The sequence below is a fragment of the Pseudomonas sp. HN11 genome (assembly GCF_021390155.1).
GTDB lineage: Bacteria > Pseudomonadota > Gammaproteobacteria > Pseudomonadales > Pseudomonadaceae > Aquipseudomonas.
The window spans coordinates 520403-533993 of the sequence record NZ_CP089985.1 but is presented as its reverse complement, the minus strand read 5'-3'; the positions used below and the strand labels follow the sequence as shown (position 1 = coordinate 533993).

The following is a 13591-nucleotide window of genomic DNA, read 5'->3' as shown; positions in this document are numbered from 1 at the left end:
CGTTCGATTAAAAATATGGCCTGCGATTCTTACAATGAAGAAAAATCGAAGGATTGATACTGATCTGCGCCAATGCCGGCAAAGCTCAACATCGCCGGCAATTGCTCGGCGAACCCCTGGTAACCATGGTCTCCGCCGGCCTGGATGCGCAAGGCACAGGCCCGGTAATACTGCTGGGCGAGGCGATAATCCAGGGTTTCATCCCCGGTCTGCAACCACACCTGATACCGCGCGGCGTCCTGGGGCGCCGGTACTTCCAGCTCGGCCAGCGCCGTGACGTGGTCGTGGGTCAGTTCCCAGGTTTCATCGGTATAGAGGTTCTTCTGGGTGCCCAGGTAACCGTCGAACATCCGATGAGGGCTGACCGCCGGGTTCACCAGCAGCGCCTTGAGGCCATGGCGTTCGGCAAGATGGGTTGCATAGTAGCCGCCGAGTGAGCTGCCGACCAGCAGTGGCCGCCCCAGTTCAGCGATCGCCGCTTCCAACTGAGGAATCGCCTGACGGGGATGGTGATGCAGGGCCGGTACGCGCAACTGGTCGGCCAGGCCGAGAGTGTCCATCACGGTGATCAGTTGGCTGGCCTTGTTGGACGCCGGCGCACTGTTGAAACCGTGGATATAGAGGATCGAAGCGGGCATGCCGGGCTCTCCGTGACTCAGCCAAAGAGGCGCAGTTTACAGGGATCGGGGTGGTGTGTGATGACCGCAATCCTTAGTACGCTAAAGATCCAATGTGGGAGCGTTTACAGCTTTAATAGCCGTTGCTGCCGTAATCCACGGTAAATGCGAAATTTTGCAACCGCTCCACGCCTGTATCCAACCGTCCGTCGGCATGCAAGCGCAGCCAGCGATACCCCGGCGCCTGCTCGCTGACCTTGAAATCATCACTGCCCGGAGCGAACTGGATACAGGTAGACGGCGACGCCAACAGCCGCACGCCGTTGCGCTCGCGGTCGATTTCCTGGTGTACGTGGCCCCAGAGTACCGCCCGCACCTGCGGGAAACGGTCGAGCACGGCAAACAACGCCTCAGGATTGCGCAAACCAATGGGCTCCATCCACGCGCAACCGATGGGCACTGGATGGTGATGGAAGCACACCAGGTGGTGTCGGGTCGGCGCTTCGCTCAGGGCCTGGGCCAGCAGTTGCAGTTGCTGGTCTTGCAAGTAGCCCGGCACCGAGCCGGATACAGCAGAATCCAGCAAGGTCACGCGCCAGTTGCCGATATCGACCACCGGTTCCAAGAGATCGCTGTGCACGGCGGCATGGGCCATGATTTGCGGCTCGTCGTGATTGCCGGGGATCCAGCGTGCCGGCGCGTCGATCTGCCGGGTCATATCGCGAAATTGCTGGTACGACTCCAGCGTGCCGTCCTGGGACAGGTCCCCTGTCGCTAACACCAGATCAATGCGCGGCTGCTGCGCGCGCACCAATTCGATGACGCCTTGCAGGCTTTCACAGGTGTTCATGCCCAATAGCGCAGCGTCGGCCTCGGCAAACAGATGGCTGTCGGACAGTTGCACCAGCAATGCAGGCGCGTCGGAACTCACAGTGGATACGCTCGGCAAGGCGCTCTCCCAAGGCAATCACAGGAATGGAGGTTTGGCGTGATTATGCTGGGGCAGGACACAAGAGGAAACCTTGGGAAGCAGATGCAGTTCACATCTACCGCACAACTTCGAACTCATGGCCCAGGGCCAGACAGTGGCTCAACCATTCACCGAGGAACACATTGAGCTGTGCCTTCTCATCGGGCTGGTGCATGAACACGTTGGGGTAGGGATAGATGCTGCGAAAGCGCCGCGCATGTTCGGCGCTGATCACTTCGGCCATGCGCGCATCGTGGTACACCTGCACTTCCAGCTGCGGCACCGGCAGCCATGGCAGGCTGTGCTCCTGGCGCACGCGCAGGGTGGTCGTATAGGGGCAGTTGACGATGACTTCCAGGGCCAGCACGCCGAGCATCTGGTCGCCATGGGTCACGCCGATGCGCCGCGCCTCTGGGGCATGACGCATGTCGGGCAGCAGGCGCATCAGCCGCGCATAGTTGGCCTCGCAGGCGGCTTGCAGGCCGATCAGGTCGACTCGATAACGTTCCCGTGTCTTTACTGCCATAACCCCCTCACTTCCGCGCGGTTAAGCGCAAGCCATTGCAGGGCGATAATGCTGGCTGCGTTGGAAATTTTGCCGTCACGCACCGCTTGCAGGGCATCTTCGAAGGCCCATACGGTGACGCGGATATCTTCAGCTTCTTCTTCCAATCCATGGACGCCCCCTACTCCGGCGCTGTCGCAGCGACCCAGGTACAAGTGCACATATTCTGTACTGCCGCCGGGCGACGGAAAATATTTGGTGATGGGCCACAGCGCGGAGAATGTCAGCCCAGCTTCCTCCTCGGCTTCGCGGTGTGCAACCTCCTCCGGTTGCTCATCCTTGTCGATCAGGCCGGCAACCATCTCGATCAACCAGGGGTTGTCCGTGCGGCCCATGGCGCCGACGCGGAACTGCTCGTTCAACACCACTTCATCGCGCTGCGGATCGTAAGGCAATACACACACGGCATCATGACGAACAAACACTTCGCGGTTGATCACGCGACTCATGCCGCCATCGAATTTTTCGTGGCGCAACTGCAGGCGGTCGAGCTGATAGAACCCCTTGAAGGCATTCTCGCGCTGAACAATTTCGATCTTGTTCGGCGTCGATTTTGCAAAATCCGTCATATCCCATCCTCGTTAAGCCTGCGCAATTGGCGCCATCCTAACGCGCTCACGCCTCTGGATGCAGCCCCTTTCCAGTTGCCGGGATAGACGGCGGGCGTCAAACACACTCTAATCAGCTTAGTGGCGAACTGACTGCCGCGCCGGCAGTCGAAGCTCCACAAATTTCGCTCTTCTCGATAGACGAAGGACTTACATGTCGCTTTTAAAAATCGCCTCCGTGGCCTGCATTGCATTGACCCTCGGCGCTTGCCAGAGCCTGTTCCAACCGAGCTTCAAGACCCCGCTGGAAGCCACTCGCGACGCCACCGAGCAAAGCAAGCCGGGCTGCGGCAGCACCGATTGCCCATTGGTGAATATCGACACCGTGCACTTCGCCAAGGAGCCCAAGCTGGATGCCTTGATCGAACAGCGCCTGCTGGAAATGACCCAGGCCGACCCGCTGCCCACCAGCCTCGCGACGTACAGCGAGCAGTTCCTGCGCACCGCCGCGCCGCGCAACAGCATGTATTTGCAGGCCAAGGTACGGGAGCAGCATGACGGTCTGGTGATCATCGAGTTGTCCAGCTACCTGGATCAGGGCGCGACTCATGGCGAGCCGGGCCGTGCATTCATCAACTATTCGCGTCAGCAGCAAAAGGCCCTGCCCCTCACCGATATGCTGCTGCCCGGCAAGGAAGATGCGTTCTGGAAAGCAGCTCAAGTTGCTCACAACAGCTGGCTGATCAGCACCCGCCTGAGCCTGGAGCCGGAGTTTGTGAAAACCTACCCCTTCCAGAAAACCCCGAACGTGGCGCTGACCTATGGTGGCGTGATCCTCAAATACCCCACCACCACTATCGCACCGTATGCCCTGGGCCACGTCGAGTTGCAGATTCCTTACTCGCGGCTGGACGGCATCCTCAAGCCTGAACTGGTGCCCGCGCGCCGCTGAAAACCCGGCCAAGGATGAGCTGCAACAGCCCTGCCAGCGCCAGTGCCGGCAGGGTCGCACCGATATCCGGATACAGATTGGCCAGCAAGTGGTAAGTCGCAATGCCACCCAACCAGGCGAGTAGCGCTGGCCAACGCAGGCTGGCTACAACACCTGCGCTACGACGGCGCAGGATGAAATGATCCACCAGTACTACCCCAAACAGCGGCGCGAATACCGAGCCGATCAGCAGCAGGAAATTCTGGTATTGAGCCAGGGGTGCGAAACAGGCGATCAGCGTGCAGATCACGCCGATCGCCAGCGCCAGGTGCTCGACCTTCAACCGCAACACTATCCCGCTGGAAACCGCCGCCGAGTGAATATCGGCGAAGGCGTTTTCCGATTCGTCCAACAGAATCAATAGAAGCGGAATCCCCAGGCCAGCCCCGGCCAACGCCAGCAACAGCGCATTCACCTCACCGCTCGGCGCGAATGCCAGGGTGTAGGCCACGCCCAGGCTCATCAACCAGAAGTTACCGATAAAGAAGCCCAGGGCTGTGCCGCCAAACACGCTTTTCGCGCGTTTGCCGAAGCGTGAGTAGTCGGCAATCAGCGGCAGCCACGACAGCGGCATGGCAATAGCAATATCAAAACCCACTGCAAACGACATTGAACCGTCACCGACCTGAGCCCAGAGCGCGGCGAGGTCGGCTTTGGCGAACAGGTTCCAGGTGAGCCACAGACAGGCGGCGAGGAGCAGCCAGATGCCCCATTTACGCAGGATCTGGCGCACGAAGGTCAGCGGACCACTGACCGCCAGCAGTGTCGCCAGGCCGCCGAAGAACAGGGTCCACAGCAATGGAGCGGCCAATAGGCTGCTCTCACTGAACGCCCGTGTGCCCAACAGGCTGGCCGCGTCTCGCATCACGATGATTTCAAACGAGCCCCAGCCGATCAGTTGCAACAGGTTGAGCAGTGCCGGCAGGCTCGCACCCTTTGCGCCCAGGCTGAGCTTAAGGGCCGCCATGGCGGACAGGCCGGTGTCGCTGCCGATTACGCCGACGGCGGCCAGCAACAGTACGCCGACCAGGGTGCCGAGGAAGATGGCCAGCAATGAGCCGGACAGGCCCAGGCCCGGCGCGAGCAGCGCGCCGGTTTGCAGGACCATCAGACCGATGCCGAGGGAGAACCAGAGGGAGAACAGGTCGCGGGCGCCGAAGACACGCCGGGAGGCGGGGACGGCGTTGTCGGGAGAGTAGGTGTTCAAGGCAAATGTCCTTGTGAGCGAATAGGGCCGCAAGTTTCAAGCCGCAAGCTCCAAGTAAAAGCAGAACTGCTTCTGCCTCTAACTTGCAGCTTGCCGCTTGCCGCTTAAACCTTCTTATAAAGCTGACTGCCTTCCTGCTTGAACCGCTCCGCCTGCTCCGCCAAGCCCTTGGCCACATCCACGGCCACCGTTTCAATGCGCTGGTTGGCCGCGTATTCACGCACTTCCTGGGTGATTTTCATCGAGCAGAACTTCGGCCCGCACATCGAGCAGAAGTGCGCGACCTTGGCCGAGTCTTTCGGCAGGGTTTCATCGTGGTACGAACGCGCGGTGTCCGGGTCCAGGCCGAGGTTGAACTGGTCTTCCCAGCGGAACTCGAAGCGCGCCTTGCTTAGGGCGTTATCGCGGATCTGCGCGCCCGGATGGCCTTTTGCGAGGTCTGCCGCATGGGCAGCGATCTTGTAGGTGATGATCCCGGTCTTCACGTCATCCTTGTTCGGCAGGCCCAAGTGCTCCTTGGGCGTGACGTAGCAAAGCATGGCGCAACCAAACCAGCCGATCATCGCCGCGCCGATGCCGGAGGTGATGTGGTCGTAGCCCGGCGCGATGTCGGTAGTCAGCGGGCCGAGGGTGTAGAACGGCGCTTCGTTGCAGCACTCCAGTTGCTTGTCCATGTTCTCCTTGATCAGCTGCATTGGCACGTGACCAGGACCTTCGATCATGGTTTGCACGTCGTGCTTCCAGGCGGTCTTGGTCAGCTCGCCGAGGGTTTCCAGCTCGCCGAATTGCGCGGCGTCGTTGGCATCGGCAATCGAGCCGGGGCGCAGGCCATCGCCGAGGGAGAAGCTGACGTCGTAGGCCTTCATGATTTCGCAGATTTCGTCGAAATGCGTGTAGGTGAAGTTCTCTTTGTGGTGCGCCAGGCACCACTTGGCCATGATCGAACCGCCACGGGACACAATGCCGGTGACACGCTTGGCGGTCAGCGGCACGTAGCGCAACAGCACACCGGCGTGGATGGTGAAGTAGTCGACACCCTGCTCGGCCTGTTCGATCAGCGTGTCGCGGAACAGCTCCCAAGTCAGGTCTTCGGCGGCGCCGCCGACTTTTTCCAGGGCCTGGTAGATCGGCACGGTACCAATCGGTACCGGCGAGTTGCGGATGATCCACTCGCGGGTTTCATGGATGTGCTTGCCGGTGGACAGGTCCATCACCGTGTCCGAGCCCCAGCGAATGCCCCAGGTGAGTTTGGCTACTTCTTCTTCGATGGACGAACCCAGGGCGCTGTTGCCAATGTTGCCGTTGATCTTCACCAGGAAGTTACGGCCGATGATCATCGGTTCCAGTTCGGTGTGGTTGATGTTGGCCGGGATGATCGCGCGGCCGCGGGCGATTTCTTCGCGCACGAACTCGGGGGTGATGATTTTCGGCACGCTGGCGCCGAAGCTGTGGCCGGCGTGTTGCTGGTCAAGCAGGCCGGTGGCGCGGGCTTCTTCGAGCTTCATGTTTTCGCGGATGGCGACGTATTCCATCTCGGCAGTGATGATGCCCTTACGCGCGTAGTGCATCTGGGTGACGTTGGCGCCAGCCTTGGCGCGGCGCGGGTTCTTCACGTGGGCGAAGCGCAGTGCGGTCAGTTCGGCATCGCTGAGGCGCTGCTGACCGAAGTGAGAACTCAGGCCCGACAGGCGTTCGGTGTCGTTGCGCACCTCGATCCACGGCGAGCGCACATCGGCCAGGCCTTTGCGCACGTCGATGATCACGTTGGGGTCGGTGTAGGGGCCGGAGGTATCGTACACGGTGACCGGCGCGTTGATTTCACCGCCGAAATCAGTGGGGGTCACGTCCAGGCTGATTTCGCGCATCGGCACGCGGATGTCCGGGCGAGTGCCCTGCACATAGACTTTCTGCGAGCGTGTAAAGGGCTGCACGGAGCCGGAGTCGACTTTGGCCGATTCACTCAAGTGCACGGTGTTTTTCAGTTTTGTACTTTTTATTTCTGTGCTCATCACGGGCTCTCCAACTTATCCAGGCGGTGGATTTTTGTCGGAGCGAACCTGTGACGGATGGACGCACTGAAACCAGTGCTGTGCTCAATGCACGAGGGCTGCTCAATAAGCGAACAGCATCCCGGACGAAGCACAAGAGGACTCGCCGGGTGACGAGAAATCTTGTTCCCTACGCAGGCGCTAACCTGATCAGGTTCAACGGGATCCGGTATTTACCGATCTCAGCCTTCCAACAAGGCACCCCGACAAGAACGCGGCCAGTCTAGACCATGGTGCGGGCAAATTGCCAATAGCGGTGCATTCAGCGTGATGAATGGCTCTTTTGCAGGATTGTTGTGTGGTGATCGCGCCACTACACTCGGGGACTGCTTCAAGGCTTGACGCCACACAGGGCGAGCCTTAGCCTTGGGCGCTAAATTATATCCATAATATTTATCTAGGGATCGCCTCATGCTGCGCAAACTTTCACTGGCTCTTGCCGTGTCTTGTGCGACCAACGGAATGGTCTGGGCAGCAGAAGCGCCCTTGTCCGCTAAAACTGACTTGGTCAGCGTCTACCAGGAAGCAGTCGACAACAACGCCGACCTGGCCGCCGCGCGCGCGCAATACGGCGCGCAAAAAGAAGTGGTGCCCCAGGCCCGCGCCGGACTGCTGCCGAACCTGACCGGTGGTGCCGATATCAATAACGTGCGCACCCAGATCGACACGCCCGCCGCCACCGCCAACCGCGATGCGCACTCTTGGCGGGCCACTTTGAGCCAGCCGCTGTTCCGCGCTGACCGCTGGTTCCAGTTGCAGGCGGCCGAGGCCACCAATGAGCAGGCCGCGCTGCAACTGTCCGCTACCGAACAAAACCTGATCCTGCAAAGCGCCGAAAACTACTTTGCCGTGCTGCGCGCCCAGGACAACCTGGCGTCGACCAAGGCCGAAGAAAACGCCTTCAAGCGCCAACTGGACCAGTCCAACGAGCGCTTCGACGTCGGCCTATCGGACAAGACCGACGTGCTGCAGTCCCAGGCCAGCTACGACACTGCCCGCGCCAACCGCATCCTGGCCCAGCGCCAGGTCGAAGACGCGTTGGAAGCACTGATCACCCTGACCAACCGTCAGTACAACTCCATACAGGGCATCGTCCACACTCTGCCGGTGTTGCCGCCGCTGCCGAACGACGCCAAGGCCTGGGTCGAAACCGCCGGCCGTCAGAACCTGAACCTGCTTGCCAGCAACTACGCCGTTACCGCCGCCGAGGAAACCCTCAAGCAGCGCAAGGCCGGGCATGCGCCGACCCTGGACGCCGTGGCGCAATACGAAAAAGGTGACAACGACGCCCTGGGCTTCAGCAACCCGAATGCCTTCGGCACGCCGTACCGTGGCGATGTGGAACAACGCACCATCGGTCTGCGCCTGAGCATCCCGATCTACAGCGGTGGGCTGACCAGCTCCCAAGTACGTGAGTCCTACTCACGACTGGGCCAGACCGAGCAGCAGCGCGAAGGCCTGCGCCGCCAGGTGGTGGAAAACACTCGCAACCTGCACCGTGCGGTGAACACCGATGTGGAGCAGGTACAGGCGCGCCGCCAGTCGATCATCTCCAACCAGAGCGCAGTGGAAGCCACGGAAATCGGTTACCAGGTGGGCACGCGCAACATCGTCGATGTGCTGGACTCACAGCGCCAGCTCTACGCGTCGGTGCGCAACTACAACAACAGCCGCTACGACTACATCCTCGACAACCTGCGCCTGAAGCAGGCGGCAGGCACCTTGAACCCAGGCGACTTGCAGGACCTGGCGCGCTACCTCAAGGCGGATTACAACCCGGACCGCGACTTCCTGCCACCGGACTTGGCCAAGGCGGCTGCCGAACAACTCAAGGCCCGCCCCGGTTATTAAGCACATCGCAAACTAATGCGGGCTTGCTCGCGAATGCGGGGTGTCAGTGATTCAGTAGGTTGCCCAAGCCATCCAGCAAACGCTGCAACGCGCCCTGGTTGGCCTGCATCACCTTGAGTCCCGCCTGTGCCATCTTGCGCGCACCCTGTGGCAGTTCGAACAATTGGCGCACGGCTTCGGCCAATCCTTCGGCGTCATCCACCTCTCGCAACGCCCCGGCTTCGCGCATCATCGCGGTGATCTCGAGGAAGTTGAACACGTGGGGCCCCATGATTACCGGCAAGGCCAGTGCAGCGGGTTCCAGTGGATTGTGCCCGCCGGTCGCCACCAGGCTGCCGCCCACGAAGGCGCTGTCGGCCAACGCGTAGAGAAACAGCAACTCGCCCATAGTGTCGCCAAGCAATATCGACGTGTTCGCGGTGACGGGTTCGCCACTGGAACGACGCACCGTGGCAAAACCCTGTTGCTCGCACAGTTCGAACATCGGCGCGAAGCGTTCCTGGTGGCGCGGCACCAGAATCAGCAGCGCGTTGGGATAGCTTTCGAGCAATTGGCGATGGGCCGCCAGCACCACTTCATCTTCACCTGCATGGGTGCTCGCGGCGATCCACACCGGGCGCTCGCGGGCACCCCATTGCTCGCGCAACGCAGCAGCCCGCGCTGGCAGTTCGGGGTCGATGGTCAAGTCGAACTTGATCGAGCCGGTGACCTCAACGGTTTCCGGCCGAGCGCCGAGGCTCAGGAAGCGCTGGGCTTCGGTGTGCGTCTGCACGGCGAACAGGCTCATTTCCGACAGCATCGGCGCTGTCAGCTTGGCAAAGCGCGCGTAGCCCTTGGCCGAACGCGCCGACAACCGTGCATTAGCCAATGCCACCGGGATCCCGCGTTGGGCGCAGGCGTGGATATGGTTGGGCCACAGCTCGGTTTCCATGATCACCGCCAGTTTCGGCTGCACGCGGTCGAGGAAACGTTTGGCGGCGCACGGCAAGTCATACGGCAAGTAGCAATGCTGGATGCGCGGCTCGTTGGCGAACAACGCCTGGATGCGCTCGGACCCGGTTGGCGTCATGCACGTAACGGTGATCGGCAGCGTCGGATAACGCGTCAGCAACCCCCGCACCATCGGCGCGGCGGCAATGCTCTCGCCCACGGACACGGCATGCACCCAGATCCCGCCCGGCTGCATCACCGGCAAGCCATAGGAAAAACGCTCGCCGACGCGCTGGGCATAGGCCGGCGCCTTGCGCGCACGCAGCCACAGACGTAAAGCCACCAGGGGCAGCGCCAGGTAAAACAGACAGCTGTAGAGAGTTCTATTCATGGCGGCGGAGTTTATCGGCTTTTTCAGTCGATCGCCTGCAAGCACTCGGCAAATCGTTCAGCCAGGAAACGCGCAGCGGGGCCCAGGTGCTCGTCGCGGCGCCAGACCAGTTCCACCACCAGGGCCGGCGGCGTCCATTCGCTGTCCAGTTCGACCATTTGTTGCTGATAGGTCGGGTACTGCACGATATGCCGGGGCAGCCAGGCCCAGCCCAGGCCGCTCATCAACCATTCGGCCAACACGTAGAAGCTGTCGGCGCGCCACACCAGCGGGCTGGCGGCTTCGCTGCCGGGGTAGACGCTGGTCTGGGTCGACATCAGCAACTGGCGAAACTGCGCCAGGCGCTGGCATGTCACGTACCGCTCCTTGGCCAGTGGGTGATTCACGCCGCACACCGTGACCATCTCGACGCTGCCGACCACGCGCCGCTCCAGGGCTTCGGGGATCTGGTCATGATAGAACAGCAGGCCCAGGTCAGCCTTGCGCTCTACCAGCTTGCGCGCCACGTCGCCCTGGGCAGCGCTGGAGAGCTGCACCTCTAACAACGGGTACTGCCCGGCCAGCGCTTCAAGGCTATCGAGGACCGGCTGGAACAACATGGCCTCATCCTGGGCCAGACGCAGGCGTGCTTCTTCGCCACGCGTCAAAGATAACGCCCGGCCATTGAGGCGCTCACACTGGCGCAACACTTCGCGCGCTTCCTCCAACAACACGCTGCCGGCCTCGGTCAGCCGAGGTTGGCGGCCGCTGTTACGCTCGAACAGGCTGACGCCGAGGTCTGCCTCCAGCATGGCAATCCCATTGCTCACCGCCGACTGCGCCCTGCGCTGCAGACGCGCCACCGCCGAAAACGAGCGCTGTTCGGCAACGCTGACAAACAGGCGCATTTGCTCCAGATCCCACTGCACGCTCATGGCTCAACCCATCTCAAATTCGGATAGGTAATGACTTTACCCCATCTGACAACACTCTAGAATGCCAGCCTTATCTGATTGCATTACCCCGAGGATTGACCCATGAACGCCGCTTACTGCTACCTGGCCATTGCCATCTGCTCGGAAGTGATCGCCACCGTTTCCATGAAAGCCATCAAGGGCTGGAGTACGCCGATCCCGCTGCTACTGGTGATCGTCGGCTACGGCGTGGCGTTCTGGATGCTGACGCTGGTGGTGCGCACCGTGCCGGTGGGCGTGGCCTACGCCGTGTGGGCCGGGATGGGCATTGTGATGGTGAGCATCGCGGCGCTGTTTATCTACGGGCAAAAGCTGGATATCCCGGCGATGCTGGGGATGGGCCTGATTGTGCTGGGCGTGGTGGTGATCCAGCTTTTTTCGAAAACAGCAGGGCATTAGGAAAGCAGCCGCTAGCTTTAAGCGGCAAGCGACAAGAAAAGCAGCGCGGTCGGCGTCTAACTTGCCGCTTGCAGCTGATAACTTGCAGCTGCGCGCTATACTAGCCCTCCTTTTTCTACGCCAGAGGTCCCGCGCGCATGCCTATTTCCACCGACGTTCTGATTGTCGGCGCCGGGGTTGCCGGCCTCTGGCTGAATGCGCGCCTGCGCCGCCAGGGGTTTTCCACGGTGCTGGTGGAAAGTGCCACCTTGGGTGGCGGGCAAAGCGTGAAGTCCCAGGGGATCATTCACGGCGGTGCGAAATACGCCCTGCATGGCGCCCTCACCGGCGCCTCCGAAGCCATTGCCGACATGCCGCGCCGCTGGCGTGAAGCGCTGGCGGGCAACGGTGAGCTGGATCTGTCCGGTGTGCGCCTGTTGTCCGAAGCACACTACCTGTGGTCCCCCGGCACGATCGCCGGCAACCTCACCAGTTTTTTCGCCAGCAAGGCGGTGCGCGGCCGTGTCGATCAGGTCAAGGGCGACGACCTGCCGCCGGCCCTGCAAGACCGTCGCTTCAAGGGCAAGGTCTACCGCCTGGCAGAGTTGGTCATCGACGTACCGAGCTTGATCGAGCGCCTGGCACAACTGGCCGGCGATGGTTTGCTCGCCGGGCAACAGATCGAGCCGTTGCTGGAAGGCGACGCCCTGGTGGGCTTGAAGGTGGACAGTCGCGAGATCCGCGCCCAGCGCATCGTTCTGAGTGCCGGCGCGGGTACGGCTGATCTGCTGACCGCGCTGAGCCTGAGCCAGCCAGCGATGCAAAAGCGTCCCTTGCACATGATCATCGCCAAAGGCCCCGGCCTGAAACCGCTGTATGCCCACTGCCTGGGCGGCGGCACCAAGCCGCGTATCACCATCACCACCCACCCGGCCGCCGACGGCAACTGGGTGTGGTACATGGGCGGCGACATTGCCGAAGCCGAGGGCGTAGCACGCACGCCGGAAGAACAGATTGCCACCGCGCAGAAAGAGCTGGCGCAATTGCTGCCGTGGATCGACATGAGCCAGACCCAATGGGCCACCCTGCGCGTCGACCGCGCCGAGCCCCTGCAATCAGGCCTCACCCGCCCCGACAACGCCTTCATCGCCGAGGAAGGCCGCCTGTTGGTGGGCTGGCCGACCAAACTGGCCCTGGCGCCGGACTTCTCCGATCGGGTGATCAACAGCCTGGAACGTGACGGCATCCGCCCGAGCGCCAGCGGGCCGCTGCCCGACCTGCCAAAACCCGCCATCGGCGTACCTGCCTGGGAGCAACTGTTGCCATGAGCCTGCCCACTCTGCACGACCTGCATCGCCCGCTCGGCAGCATCGGCCTGATGGTCTCGCCGCTGGGCCTGGGCACCGTCAAACTGGGCCGCGACCAAGGGGTGAAATACCCCAGCGGCTTCCAGATTCCTGGTGACGAAGAGGCCCGCATGCTGTTGCGTCAGGCCCGCGAACTGGGCATCAATCTGATCGACACCGCGCCGGCTTACGGCATGAGTGAGGAGCGCCTGGGGCCACTGCTGCGCGGTCAACGCAAGGATTGGGTGATTGTCAGCAAAGTGGGTGAAGAGTTCGAGAATGGCGCATCCACCCACGACTTCAGCGCCGCTCACACCCGGATGTCCATCGAGCGCAGCTTGAAACGACTTGAAACCGATTTTATCGACTTGGTGCTGGTTCATTCCGACGGCAACGACCTGCACATACTCAACGACTGCGAGGTCTACCACACCCTGGCAGCGCTGAAACAGGAAGGCAAGATCCGTGGTTTCGGCTTCTCCGGAAAAACCGTCGAAGGCGGCGTCAAGGCTTTGGAACAGGGCGATTGCGCCATGGTCACCTACAATCTGAACGAAAAGGCCGAGAAAACCGTCATTGATTATGCAGCGGCTCATGGCAAGGGCATCCTGGTGAAAAAAGCCTTGGCCAGTGGTCACGTTTGTCTGGAACCTGGAATGGATCCAATTCGTGCGAGTTTCATGCTGTTGTTTGCGCAAACGGGCGTCGCCAGTGCTATTGTCGGGACCATTAATCCGCTGCACCTGGCCCATAACGTGGCGACCGCTGCCAAGGTCATTCGTCAACTCTGATGCCG

13 protein-coding genes and 1 riboswitch are annotated in these 13591 nt (G+C 61.5%); of the genes, 5 read left to right on the top strand and 8 right to left on the bottom strand.

Translation table 11 applies throughout. The annotated features are described in order from the left end of the window. Positions 1-29: 29 nt before the first annotated feature. From LVW35_RS02410 to LVW35_RS02395, 4 genes are all read right to left on the bottom strand, one after another. Positions 30-638 carry a YqiA/YcfP family alpha/beta fold hydrolase gene (locus LVW35_RS02410; protein ID WP_233893543.1) on the bottom strand — a complete coding sequence of 203 codons (609 nt, stop codon included), beginning with the start codon at positions 636-638 and terminating at the stop codon, positions 30-32. A 112-nt stretch (positions 639-750) separates the two neighbouring features. After that, positions 751-1566: a 3',5'-cyclic-AMP phosphodiesterase gene (gene cpdA, locus LVW35_RS02405; protein ID WP_233893542.1), complete on the bottom strand. Its 816-nt coding sequence runs from the start codon at positions 1564-1566 to the stop codon at positions 751-753. A 97-nt stretch (positions 1567-1663) separates the two neighbouring features. Next, positions 1664-2113, bottom strand: coding sequence for a DUF1249 domain-containing protein (locus LVW35_RS02400; protein ID WP_233893540.1), 450 nt, complete (start codon positions 2111-2113; stop codon positions 1664-1666). Next, positions 2104-2721 carry an NUDIX domain-containing protein gene (locus tag LVW35_RS02395; protein WP_233893539.1) on the bottom strand — a complete coding sequence of 206 codons (618 nt, stop codon included), beginning with the start codon at positions 2719-2721 and terminating at the stop codon, positions 2104-2106. Before LVW35_RS02395 ends, LVW35_RS02400 begins: the two co-directional genes overlap by 10 nt. A 193-nt stretch (positions 2722-2914) precedes the next feature. On the opposite strand from LVW35_RS02395, the gene LVW35_RS02390 reads away from it, so the two are divergent. Continuing rightward, the gene (locus LVW35_RS02390; protein WP_233893538.1) at positions 2915-3652 is read left to right on the top strand and encodes an RsiV family protein; all 738 of its coding nucleotides are present in this window, start codon (positions 2915-2917) and stop codon (positions 3650-3652) included. Here LVW35_RS02390 and cytX read toward each other — a convergent pair. Next, positions 3621-4898 carry a putative hydroxymethylpyrimidine transporter CytX gene (gene cytX / locus LVW35_RS02385; protein ID WP_233893537.1) on the bottom strand — a complete coding sequence of 426 codons (1278 nt, stop codon included), beginning with the start codon at positions 4896-4898 and terminating at the stop codon, positions 3621-3623. The genes LVW35_RS02390 and cytX overlap by 32 nt on opposite strands. A gap of 104 nt (positions 4899-5002) precedes the next feature. Further along, the gene (gene thiC / locus LVW35_RS02380; protein WP_233893536.1) at positions 5003-6907 is read right to left on the bottom strand and encodes a phosphomethylpyrimidine synthase ThiC; all 1905 of its coding nucleotides are present in this window, start codon (positions 6905-6907) and stop codon (positions 5003-5005) included. A gap of 149 nt (positions 6908-7056) precedes the next feature. Beyond that, positions 7057-7162, bottom strand: a riboswitch (TPP riboswitch). Between the two features lie 195 nt (positions 7163-7357). Here thiC and LVW35_RS02375 point away from each other — a divergent pair. Continuing rightward, on the top strand, positions 7358-8797 hold the full coding sequence (locus LVW35_RS02375; RefSeq protein WP_233893535.1) for a TolC family outer membrane protein: 1440 nt from the start codon (positions 7358-7360) through the stop codon (positions 8795-8797). A 43-nt stretch (positions 8798-8840) separates the two neighbouring features. Here LVW35_RS02375 and waaA read toward each other — a convergent pair whose 3' ends face one another. Both waaA and LVW35_RS02365 read right to left on the bottom strand, forming a co-directional pair. Next, positions 8841-10118, bottom strand: coding sequence for a lipid IV(A) 3-deoxy-D-manno-octulosonic acid transferase (gene waaA / locus LVW35_RS02370; RefSeq protein ID WP_233893534.1), 1278 nt, complete (start codon positions 10116-10118; stop codon positions 8841-8843). Positions 10119-10141: 23 nt separating this feature from the next. Further along, positions 10142-11032: a LysR family transcriptional regulator gene (locus tag LVW35_RS02365; RefSeq protein WP_233893533.1), complete on the bottom strand. Its 891-nt coding sequence runs from the start codon at positions 11030-11032 to the stop codon at positions 10142-10144. 102 nt (positions 11033-11134) lie between these two features. On the opposite strand from LVW35_RS02365, the gene LVW35_RS02360 reads away from it, so the two are divergent. From LVW35_RS02360 to LVW35_RS02350, 3 genes are all read left to right on the top strand, one after another. Beyond that, positions 11135-11470: a DMT family transporter gene (locus LVW35_RS02360; protein ID WP_012721885.1), complete on the top strand. Its 336-nt coding sequence runs from the start codon at positions 11135-11137 to the stop codon at positions 11468-11470. Between the two features lie 137 nt (positions 11471-11607). Then, a complete protein-coding gene (locus LVW35_RS02355; RefSeq protein WP_233893532.1) occupies positions 11608-12777 on the top strand; it encodes an NAD(P)/FAD-dependent oxidoreductase in 1170 nt (389 codons plus the stop codon). Then, positions 12774-13586 carry an aldo/keto reductase gene (locus tag LVW35_RS02350; protein ID WP_233893531.1) on the top strand — a complete coding sequence of 271 codons (813 nt, stop codon included), beginning with the start codon at positions 12774-12776 and terminating at the stop codon, positions 13584-13586. Before LVW35_RS02355 ends, LVW35_RS02350 begins: the two co-directional genes overlap by 4 nt. The last annotated feature ends 5 nt before the right edge of the window (positions 13587-13591 follow it).

Excerpts from the sequence above, each read along its gene's own strand:
- LVW35_RS02350 (WP_233893531.1), top strand. The coding sequence starts at position 12,774 with ATGAGCCTGCCCACTCTGCACGACCTGCATCGCCCGCTCGGCAGCATC.
- LVW35_RS02365 (WP_233893533.1), bottom strand. The coding sequence starts at position 11,032 with ATGAGCGTGCAGTGGGATCTGGAGCAAATGCGCCTGTTTGTCAGCGTT.
- thiC (WP_233893536.1), bottom strand. The coding sequence starts at position 6,907 with ATGAGCACAGAAATAAAAAGTACAAAACTGAAAAACACCGTGCACTTG.
- LVW35_RS02355 (WP_233893532.1), top strand. The coding sequence starts at position 11,608 with ATGCCTATTTCCACCGACGTTCTGATTGTCGGCGCCGGGGTTGCCGGC.
- LVW35_RS02395 (WP_233893539.1), bottom strand. The coding sequence starts at position 2,721 with ATGACGGATTTTGCAAAATCGACGCCGAACAAGATCGAAATTGTTCAG.
- LVW35_RS02410 (WP_233893543.1), bottom strand. The coding sequence starts at position 638 with ATGCCCGCTTCGATCCTCTATATCCACGGTTTCAACAGTGCGCCGGCG.
- LVW35_RS02375 (WP_233893535.1), top strand. The coding sequence starts at position 7,358 with ATGCTGCGCAAACTTTCACTGGCTCTTGCCGTGTCTTGTGCGACCAAC.
- LVW35_RS02360 (WP_012721885.1), top strand. The coding sequence starts at position 11,135 with ATGAACGCCGCTTACTGCTACCTGGCCATTGCCATCTGCTCGGAAGTG.
- LVW35_RS02400 (WP_233893540.1), bottom strand. The coding sequence starts at position 2,113 with ATGGCAGTAAAGACACGGGAACGTTATCGAGTCGACCTGATCGGCCTG.
- waaA (WP_233893534.1), bottom strand. The coding sequence starts at position 10,118 with ATGAATAGAACTCTCTACAGCTGTCTGTTTTACCTGGCGCTGCCCCTG.
- LVW35_RS02390 (WP_233893538.1), top strand. The coding sequence starts at position 2,915 with ATGTCGCTTTTAAAAATCGCCTCCGTGGCCTGCATTGCATTGACCCTC.